7 protein-coding genes are annotated in these 9014 nt (G+C 70.6%); 3 read left to right on the top strand and 4 right to left on the bottom strand.

The genetic code is table 11. The features are described 5' to 3' along the window. Positions 1–40: 40 nt before the first annotated feature. From AOM46_RS16795 to AOM46_RS16785, 3 genes are read right to left on the bottom strand one after another with little or no spacing between them, the layout of a single operon-like run. Complete coding sequence (locus AOM46_RS16795) at positions 41–901, bottom strand: carbohydrate ABC transporter permease (RefSeq protein WP_067226287.1); 861 nt, start codon at positions 899–901, stop codon at positions 41–43. Then, positions 898–1878, bottom strand: coding sequence for a carbohydrate ABC transporter permease (locus AOM46_RS16790; protein ID WP_062212202.1), 981 nt, complete (start codon positions 1876–1878; stop codon positions 898–900). The genes AOM46_RS16795 and AOM46_RS16790 overlap by 4 nt, the downstream gene beginning before the upstream one ends. Positions 1879–1912: 34 nt before the next feature. Beyond that, a complete protein-coding gene (locus AOM46_RS16785; RefSeq protein ID WP_062212199.1) occupies positions 1913–3169 on the bottom strand; it encodes an extracellular solute-binding protein in 1257 nt (418 codons plus the stop codon). A gap of 367 nt (positions 3170–3536) precedes the next feature. Here AOM46_RS16785 and AOM46_RS16780 point away from each other — a divergent pair, with 367 nt between their 5' ends. From AOM46_RS16780 to AOM46_RS16770, 3 genes are all read left to right on the top strand, one after another. Beyond that, entirely contained in the window at positions 3537–5117 is a 1581-nt protein-coding gene (locus AOM46_RS16780; protein ID WP_062212196.1) for a beta-N-acetylhexosaminidase, read from the top strand. A gap of 113 nt (positions 5118–5230) precedes the next feature. Further along, positions 5231–6673 carry a cellulose binding domain-containing protein gene (locus tag AOM46_RS16775; RefSeq protein WP_078856889.1) on the top strand — a complete coding sequence of 481 codons (1443 nt, stop codon included), beginning with the start codon at positions 5231–5233 and terminating at the stop codon, positions 6671–6673. Positions 6674–6798: 125 nt separating this feature from the next. Further along, on the top strand, positions 6799–7647 hold the full coding sequence (locus AOM46_RS16770; protein WP_062212193.1) for a GntR family transcriptional regulator: 849 nt from the start codon (positions 6799–6801) through the stop codon (positions 7645–7647). Between the two features lie 98 nt (positions 7648–7745). On the opposite strand, the gene AOM46_RS16765 is transcribed toward AOM46_RS16770, so the two are convergent. Further along, positions 7746–8969, bottom strand: coding sequence for a GDSL-type esterase/lipase family protein (locus AOM46_RS16765; RefSeq protein ID WP_062212190.1), 1224 nt, complete (start codon positions 8967–8969; stop codon positions 7746–7748). Positions 8970–9014 lie beyond the last annotated feature (45 nt).

The following is a 9014-nucleotide window of genomic DNA, read 5'->3' as shown; positions in this document are numbered from 1 at the left end:
CCCACCAGGTGGCGGGGACAGGGCCGCACGGGCCCCGTCCCTAACCCTTGACCGCCCCCGAGGCGAAGCCCGAGGTGACCTGCCGCTGGAGCAGCAGGAAGATCAACAACGCCGGGATGGCGAAGAGCGTCGAGGCCGCCATCGTCGCGCCCCAGTCGGTGCCGAAGGTGTTCTGGAACGAGGTCAGCCAGACCGGCAGGGTGCGCGCGTCCTGGTTGTTGATGATCAGGAAGTTGGCATAGGCGAACTCGTTCCAAGCGGTGATGAAGCCGAACAGGGAGGTCGCCATCAGCCCGGGCGCCAGCAGCGGGAAGATCACCCGCCGGAACGCGCCCAGCCTGGTGCAGCCGTCGACCTGTGCGGCCTCCTCCAACTCCGGTGGCACCGTGGCCAGGAAGTTGCGCAGCACCACGATGGTGAACGGCAGCGTGATCATGAAATAGATCAGGGTCAGCGCCGGCAGCCGGTCCAACAGGTCGGTGTCCCGGTACATGATGTAGATGGGGATGATCAACGACTCCCAGGGCGCCATCTGGGCGGCGAACACCATCAGCAGGAACTGCCGCCGGCCACGCCACCGCATCCGGGCCACAGCGAACGCGGCCGCCAGCGCCACCACCAGCGCCAGCAGCACCGCACCCACCGTCAACAGCAGACTGTTGCGCCAGAACAGCCAGAACCCGTCGGCCGCCATCGCCGTCCGGAAGTGGTCGAACGTCCAGTTGAACGGAACCAGCTTGGGCTCGTCCGTCTGGATGTCGCCGGCCGGCTTCAGCGCCGTGGAGAACATCCAGTACACCGGGAAGGTGCAGAAGACGAAGACCACCACCGCCGCCGCGCCGCGCAGCGGACGCCTGCGCCGCCGGCGCGGTGGCACCGATGTCCGGAGTGTGCTGGTCACAGCTCGGCCTCCTGACGGTAGAGCTGACGGAAGTAGATGACCAGCACGCTGGACATCAACAGCACGGTGATCATGGAGGCGGCCGTGCCCAGGTCGTAGCGCTGCGCCGACAGCGCGGTCTGCACGGCATAGACCGGCAGGATGGTGGTGGCGTCCCCGGGACCGCCCTGGGTGATCACCCAGATCTGGACGAACGCCCGGAAGGTCCAGATCACTTCGAGGCAGATCACCAGCATGAAGAGCGGCCGCAGCATCGGGAAGGTGACGGTGCGGAACGTCTGGAAGGCGCTCGCCCCGTCCAGCCTGGCCGCCTCATGAAGCTCCCTGGGCACGGTGGTCAACCCGGCATAGAGGGTGATCGCCGCGAACGGCACTGACTGCCAGACCACCAGAAAGACCACGATGGCAAAGGCCGCCGTCCCGTTGGCAAACCAGGCATAGCGTTCGAAGGAGTCGAACCCCAGACTGGTCAATGCCCAGTTGACCACTCCGTACTCGGAGTGGAACATCCACTGGAAGACGGTGGTCGCCGCGATCACCGGCATCCCCCAGGCCAGCACCAGACCGCTGAGCACGGCCGTTCTGCCGAACCTGCCGAGCCGCTCGACCAGCAGCGCGATCAGGGTGCCGATGCCGACGATCAGTACGACGTTGATCGCCATGAAGAGGAAGGTGCGCCGGACCACCTCCCAGAACCTGGGGTCGCCGAGCAGCGTGCCGTAGTTGTCCAGGCCGACGAACTCGGCGTCCCCGTTGACCAGTTCGCGCAGCTTGAAGTCCTGGACCGAGATCAGCAGTCCGCGCAGCAGCGGGACCAGCAGCAGCGCGGCCGTGCCCAGCAGGGTCGGGGCGATCAGCAGATAGGGCCACCAGCCCGAGCCCCGCGCGCGGCGGCGCGGGGCCGGCTCCCCGGCGCGTGCCGGGGGAGCGCTCGGGGGCGTGGCGGCGGGAACGGGACGCTGTCCGGTGACCGACATCTTCAATCCCTTCGACTCCGGCCCGCCGACCCGGTCAGGGGTTCAGCGCCCGGGTGATCACCTCGGACGCCTCCCTGGCCGCGTCCGCCGGATCGCCGCCGGTCAGCACGGCGGTCATATAGTCCTTGATCGGGTTCTCCGCCTCGACCGCCGCCCAGTCGGGCGTGTTGGGCGTGGCGCGCCCCTCGGCGGCACCCACCGCCATCGCGGCGGTGCCCGGCTCGTCGGCGACGGCGTCGGCGAGCCCGGTCCGGTTGGGCACATAGCTCATGGCCCGGGACAGCTCCCGCTGCCACTGCTCGCCGGTCAGCTCCTGGACGAAGGTGTAGGCGGCGTCCTGTTCGCCGGACGCGGCCGGGATGATCAGGTTGGAGCCGCCGGTGAAGACGGCGCCCGGCTTCTCGGGAGTCTTGCCCGGGATCGGGAAGAAGCCGATCCGGCCCTCCAGTTCGGGGTTGCGCTCCACGATCAGGTTGGCGCCGCCCGGCACCGCGATGATCTGCGCCACCTCCTCGCCGGCGAACACCTCGACCTGTGGCGGCTGTGCCTCGTCCGAGTCGCGCGGGCCCTGGCCCAGGCTCTGCAGCCGCTGGTAGAAGTCCATGCCGGCCAGCGCCTCGGGCGTGTCGAGCGCGCCCTGCCAGCCGTCGGCCGTCTCGACGGCCAGCTCGCCGCCTTCGTCCCAGATGAAGCCGGCCAGGGCATACCAGTTCTGCCCCGGCAGATAGATGCCCTGCTGTCCATCGGGCTCGTTCAGCGTCTCCGTTGCGGCCAACCAGGCGTCCCTGGTGGTCAGTTCGGCGGGATCGACGCCGGCGGCCCCGAACAGGTCGGTGCGGTAGATGACCACTCGGTTGGCGGCGTAGTAGGGGATGCCGTACTGCCGTCCTTCGATGGCGCCCGGCTCGGCGAGGCCCGATATCCAGTCGCCGCCGTTCAACTCCTCGACCCGGTCGGTCAGGTCGACGACGCCGCCGCTGGCCGCGTACTGGGCGACCTGGGTGTTGCCGACCTCGATCACATCGGGTGCGTCATTGCTGGCCAGGGCGGCGGTGACGCGTTGGCCGATCCCGTTCCACTCCTGTATCTGGACGTTCACCCTGATGTCCGAGTGGGCTGCGTGGAAGGCGTCCACGAACTCCTGCTGGAACTCCTGGCTGACGCTGTCCCGCATCAGCCAGACGTCGATGGTCGTCCGCCCGTCCCCGCTGTCCGACGAGCCGTCCGAACAACCTGTCAGGAGCATGACGGTGGTAAGTGAGGTGGCCAGGGCCACGGTACGGATCTTCACGGTTCACCTCGGGATCGAGAGGCGGAAGGCGCTGAGTCGATTGACCAATTGGCTTGCCTGGGTCGTGAACGAGAAAGTTGGCATAGACCTTTGAGGGCGTCAAGGCCGCCGGTGCCGTTCTTGTGCAAACAGTCGGGGAAAAATGGAACTGGACGCGCCGGAAGGGGCGTTGGCGGTGAAACTAACTGCCACCCGTTGTCCCGTCGTGGCCGCGGTGGTCGAACGGGAAGCGTTGTCGCCGCCCTTGACACCGCTCGGCCGAGGCTGCCACTTTTCTTACCAGCACTGCCCTTCAGTTGACCAATTGGAAAGTCAAAGGGCTGGGCACGGTCGTCCGCACCGGGCCCGTCCGCTTCCGGAGGCATCCGTGCTCATCCCGCTGCCCCACCATCTCCTCGAACGCTCGGGTCACTTCACTCTCACCGAGCACACCGCCCTGCGCCTCACCCCGGGCAGCGAGCCGGTCGCCCGGCTGCTGCGCGAGACGCTCGCCCCCGCCACCGGACTGCCCCTGCCGGCTCATGCCGACGGCCAACTCGCCCTCGTCCTCGACCCGTTGCTCACCGGGCTCGGACCCGAGGGCTACGGCCTCACCGTCGGCGCCGAGGCGGTCCTGCTCCGCGCCGCCACCCCCGCGGGACTGCGCAACGGCGTGCAGACCCTGCGTCAGGCACTGCCGCCCACGGCCCTCGGCGACACCCCGGCGCCCGGCGTGCCCTGGCGACTGCCCCTGATGGAGATCACCGACCGCCCCCGCTTCCCCTGGCGTGGCGCGATGCTGGATGTGGCCAGGCACTTCATGCCGGTCGCGTTTCTGCACCGCTTTGTCGACCTGCTGGCCCTGCACAAGCTGAACGTCTTCCATCTGCACCTGACGGACGACCAGGGCTGGCGGATGCCGGTGCCCCGCCATCCCGCGCTCACCGAGGTGGGCGCCTGGCGCGCCGAGTCGATGGTCGGCCGGGCCGGCAGCCGCCGCTACGACGGCACCCCGCACGGCGGCGCCTACACCCGCGCCGAGTTGACCGGCCTGGTCGAGTACGCGGCCGAGCGGGGCGTCACCGTGGTCCCCGAGATCGAGATGCCGGGGCACACCCGCGCCGCCATCGCCGCCTACCCCCGGCTGGGCAACCGCCCGGACCGCCGGCTGCCCGTCTGGCCCGAGTGGGGCGTCTGCGATTCCGTCCTCGGCGTGCACGACGCCGCGTTGGACTTCTGCCGCGAGGTGCTGGACGAGGTGATGGACGTGTTCCCCGCCCGCCATGTGCACATCGGCGGCGACGAATGCCCCACCACCGAATGGGCCGCCAGCGACGCCGCGCTCCGCCGGATGCGCGCCGAGGGCCTGGCCGGCCCCGCCGCGTTGCGCGGCTGGTTCCTGCGGCAGATCGCCAACCATCTGATCGACCAGGGCCGCACCCCCGTCACCTGGGACGAGGGCGACGACGAACAGCTGCCGCCCGAGGTGGTCACCATGGCCTGGCGCACGGGCGCGCACGGCGCCCCCGCGGCGCGCTCCCTGGCGCGCGGGCACCGGGTGGTGCTCACCCCCTGGGAGCGCACCTATCTGGACTATCCGCGCTCCGCCGACCCCGGCGAACCGCTCGGCCAGGACGGCACCGTCACCGTGCGGGACATCCTCGCCTGGGACCCGGTGCCGGTGCCGCTGCCGGAGTTCGGCGCCGGCAGCGGCTCGGTGCTCGGCACCCAGGCCCAGCTGTGGACCGAGTTCGCGCCCACCCCGGCCGACGTCGAATACCTCGCCTTCCCCCGGCTCGCCGCGCTCGCCGAGGTGGCCTGGAGCCCTCGACGGGGCACGCCGGGGCGCAACTCCCGTTCGTTCACCGCGCGGTTGGCCGCGCACAGCGCCCGACTCGACGCGCTGGGCGTCAACCACCGCAAGCCCAGACGGCCACCGCGCCGCCGCGCCGACGCGCGCCTCGGCTGAGCCACGCGCCCGTGGGCCGGCCCCGGTTCGCCCCCCTTGATCTCGCTCTCTCGATCTCGCTCTCTCGATTTCGTCCCCCTGGTTTCGTACCCCCAGCGAAGGAGAAGTGACCCATGCGCCACTCCCCACCCCGAGCGCGGTTCCGGCGGCGGATCGCCGTCCTGGTGACCGGGCTCGCCCTGGTCGCCGGACTCGGCGCCGCCGGCGTCTCGCACGCCGATCCGCAAGCCTCGGACATCGAGGCCGCCGACGCCGCCGTGGCCCTGCACTACCGCAGCGGCAACGGCGGAGCCACCGCCGACCAGATCGAACCCTGGCTCAAACTGGTCAACACAGGCGACCAACCAGTCGTCCTGAGCGAGTTGACCATCCGCTACTACTTCAAGGCCGAATCGCCCGGCACCGACTACCGCTTCGGCTGCTCCTGGGCGGTCGTCTCCTGCGGCAACGTGCGGGGCTCCTTCGGCCTGTTGACCCAGCCGTCCGAGACCGCCGACCGCTACCTGGAGGTCGGCTTCTCCTCGGGCGCCGGCACCCTCGCCCCCGGCACGGACACCGGTGACCTGCAACTCCGGCTGCACCGCGCGGACTGGCAACAGGTGGTCCAGTCCGATGACTACTCCTTCGGCGCGGGCCAGACCTCCTACGGCCCCTGGGAACGGATCACCGTGCGGCGCGACGGCGAGCTGATCTGGGGCACCGCACCCGAGGGCGACGAGCCGGGCGAACCCGAGGAGCCGGGCGATCCCACCGGCGAACTCTTCGACGACTTCGACTACTCTGGGCACGCCGACCCCGCCCTGAGCCGGAACGGATGGATCGTGCGCACCTACACCGGCGGCCCCGGCGTCCCGGGCGCCAGCTGGCCGGCGGAGAACATCACCTTCCCGGCCGGCGAGGGCGGCACGGTGCTCAACCTGGAGTCCGCCACCGACGGCACCCCGGGCGGCACCGAACAGTCCGAGCTCTACACCTCGGAACTCAAGTTCCAGGAGGGCACCTACGCGGCCAGGGTGCGGTTCTCCGACGCCCCACGCTTCGGACCCGACGGCGACCATCTGGTGCAGACGTTCTTCTCCATCAACGCCCTCCAGGCGCCGATGGATCCGGACTACGCCGAGTACGACTTCGAGTACCTGCCCAACGGCGGCTGGGGCGAGCCGGACAACATCCTCTACGCCACCTCCTGGGAGACCTACCGCGCGGAACCCTGGGAGGCGGTCAACACCCACACCGCCGAGCGAACCAGTTTCGACGGCTGGCACGACCTGGTGTTTACCATCGACGGCCAGAGCATCAGGTACTACCTGGACGGCCGGCTCTTCGCCGTGCACGGCGAGCCCTATCTGCCCGAGAAGCCCATGTCGATCAACTTCAACCAGTGGTTCATCGACCTGCTCGGACAGCCCGGTACCACCCCGCGCGCCTATGACCAGCAGGTGGACTACGTCTACTTCGCCGCCGACACCGCGCTGACCCCGGCACAGGTCACCGCACGGATCGCGGAGTACCGGGGCGACGGCGTCTCGTTCGAGGACACCGTCCCCGCCGGCTAGGAACGGTCCGCCGGGAGCGGACAGCGGGCGCCGGCCGGCGTCGCGAGTCGCCGGCCGGCGCCAACTGGTCATATGCTGGTCAAAGTTACGTCGAACGAGCAGCAGTCGAGCACGGGGGAACGACCATGGCCAGACCGTCGCCCGGGGCGGCCCTCAAACGCGAACGGGTGCGGGAGCACCTGCTGGAGCTGATCGAGGAACGCCGCCCAGGAGACGCGATCCCCTCCGAACGTTCGCTCTGCGCCCGGCTTGAGGTCTCCAGGCCCACGCTGCGGGCCGCGGTGGACGAACTGGTGGCGACCGGCCAACTGGTCCGCGAACACGGCCGTGGCATGTTCATCGCGCCCGGCAAGATCACCCAGGAACTGGTCTCCGGCGGCGACTCCCTCGCCGTTCCGCTGGCCTCGGGCGCCTGGACCAGCCGCATCCTGGAGTTCACCGACCAGGCCGCCGGCGCCCGGGTGGGGCGCAAGCTCCGGATGTCGCCCGCCGGTCGGATCTTCTATATCGCCCGGCTGCGGCTGGTGGAGTCCATGCCCATGGCCGTCGAGTATCTGCACCTCCCGGCCGATCTGGCCCCCCGGCTGGACGAGCGCGATCTCGCCGCCGGCGATCTCTACGACCATCTGCGGGAACGCCATGGCGTCCAGGTGCGGGAGGCCACCCAGTCCATCGAGCCCACCGTGGTCAGCGAGGCGGAGGCCGCGCTGCTCGACGTGCCGGCGTTCTCCCCGGCGCTGCTCTTCGAACGCGTCACCACGGACAGCGCCGGCCGCACCGTCGAGTACTGCCACTCGCTGTACCGGGGTGACCGTTACCGCATCGTCTCCCGCCTCGCCCTCACCGGCGGCGCGGCCCCCGGCTCGGTCCCCGCTCCGGCCGGCGGCCACCACCCGGGAATGCCCCCGGCCGACTCCGGCACCGGCCGCCCCGTGATCTCCGCCACCACCGGCGACATCCAACCGGCGGACTGAGCCGACGCTTTCGCGACAGCGAGGAGTTGACGCCCGCCCACGCCGACGGGTCCTTCCCACCGGGGCGGGGCAGGGCGGGGCGGAGCGGCGCTTCGGGCTCAGGGCTGTTCGGCCGCGGGGCGTCCGGTGCTGAACGGGCCGCCGGGGGCGAAGGCCAGCCCGGCGAACCGTTCGCCCACCAGGCGATGGGTCGCGGCGTCCGGATGCAGCGCGTCGGGCAGCGGCAGCTCGGCGTGGTCCGCCTCGCCATAAAGGGCCAGGCCGTCGAGGTAGTACAGCCGGTGGTCGTCGACCGCCCGCCGGCTCACGATCCGGGCCAGCTCGTCCCTGATGACGGTGAGCGTCAGCTTCCCCGCGGCCCGCTCCGCCGGATCGCCGGCGGCGCGAAACCGCAGAATCCCGCTGCCGAGGTCGCTGAAGTCCGGGACGGACGGCCCGGGGGTGTTCTCGTGCAGCGGGCACAGCAGCGGCGAGATGACCAGCAGCGGTGCGGTCGGATGGCCCTCACGGATGGTGTCGAGGAAGCCGTGCACGGCCGGGGCAAAGGCACGTAGCCGCATCAGATCGTTGTTGACCAGATTGATGCCGATCTTGACGCTGAGCAGATCGGCTGGGGTATCGCGCATGGCGCGGGCCGTGAACGAGTCCAGCAGTCCGCCACCGCCCAGTCCCAGATTGACCAGCTCCACGCCGCCGAGGGACGCGGCCAGCGCCGGCCAGGTGCTGCTGGGACTGGCGGCGTTCGAACCCTGGCTGATCGAGCTGCCATGGTGCAGCCACACCCGACGGCCCGTCCGCTCGACCGGTTCGACGGGGGCGTCGGCGCGCAGCGCGACCAGCCGGGTGGTCTCGTTGTGCGGCAGCCAGAGGGCGATCTCCTTCGCGCCCTCGGGCAGCCCGGCGAACCGGACGGTGCCCGCGGGGCCGGGCAGCGTCTCGGCGGTGCCGGCCGCCATGTCAACGGAGAGCACCATGCCGCCGGACGCGCTCGCCTGCCCGACCCGATGCCCGTCGACCAGCAGGTCATAGACCCCGTCGGGGCGCGGCGGGGCACCCTGGTAGACCGTCTTGGTGGGGAGCGTGTCCAACTCGACGACGGTGGCCCGACTGCGGAAGACGAGCCGAACGCCGGACGGTTGGGACTCCGCCATGGCCAGCTGGCCGTCGTCGCACTGAGCCCTGGCCCGGGCGGGCAGCCGGTGCGGCAGCAGACCGTCCTCGGTCCGCTCGATATCGAGGGCGCCGAACAGCAGATCCTCGGTGAGGGGAATCTCGATCAACGGGGGGCCGGCCGGTGTGGGGTTGTCGTGCTGGTGGTCCATGGGCCCCAGGGTGTCAACGGGAGGGCGGGTCCGCACGCGGATTGC

The organism is Streptomyces sp. NBRC 109706 (genome assembly GCF_000974485.1).
GTDB lineage: Bacteria > Actinomycetota > Actinomycetes > Streptomycetales > Streptomycetaceae > Streptomyces.
This window is presented reverse-complemented; position numbering and strand designations above follow the sequence as displayed.

Coding starts and splice junctions, on each gene's coding strand:
- AOM46_RS16770 (WP_062212193.1), top strand. CDS start 6,799: ATGGCCAGACCGTCGCCCGGGGCGGCCCTCAAACGCGAACGGGTGCGG.
- AOM46_RS16790 (WP_062212202.1), bottom strand. CDS start 1,878: ATGTCGGTCACCGGACAGCGTCCCGTTCCCGCCGCCACGCCCCCGAGC.
- AOM46_RS16765 (WP_062212190.1), bottom strand. CDS start 8,969: ATGGACCACCAGCACGACAACCCCACACCGGCCGGCCCCCCGTTGATC.
- AOM46_RS16775 (WP_078856889.1), top strand. CDS start 5,231: ATGCGCCACTCCCCACCCCGAGCGCGGTTCCGGCGGCGGATCGCCGTC.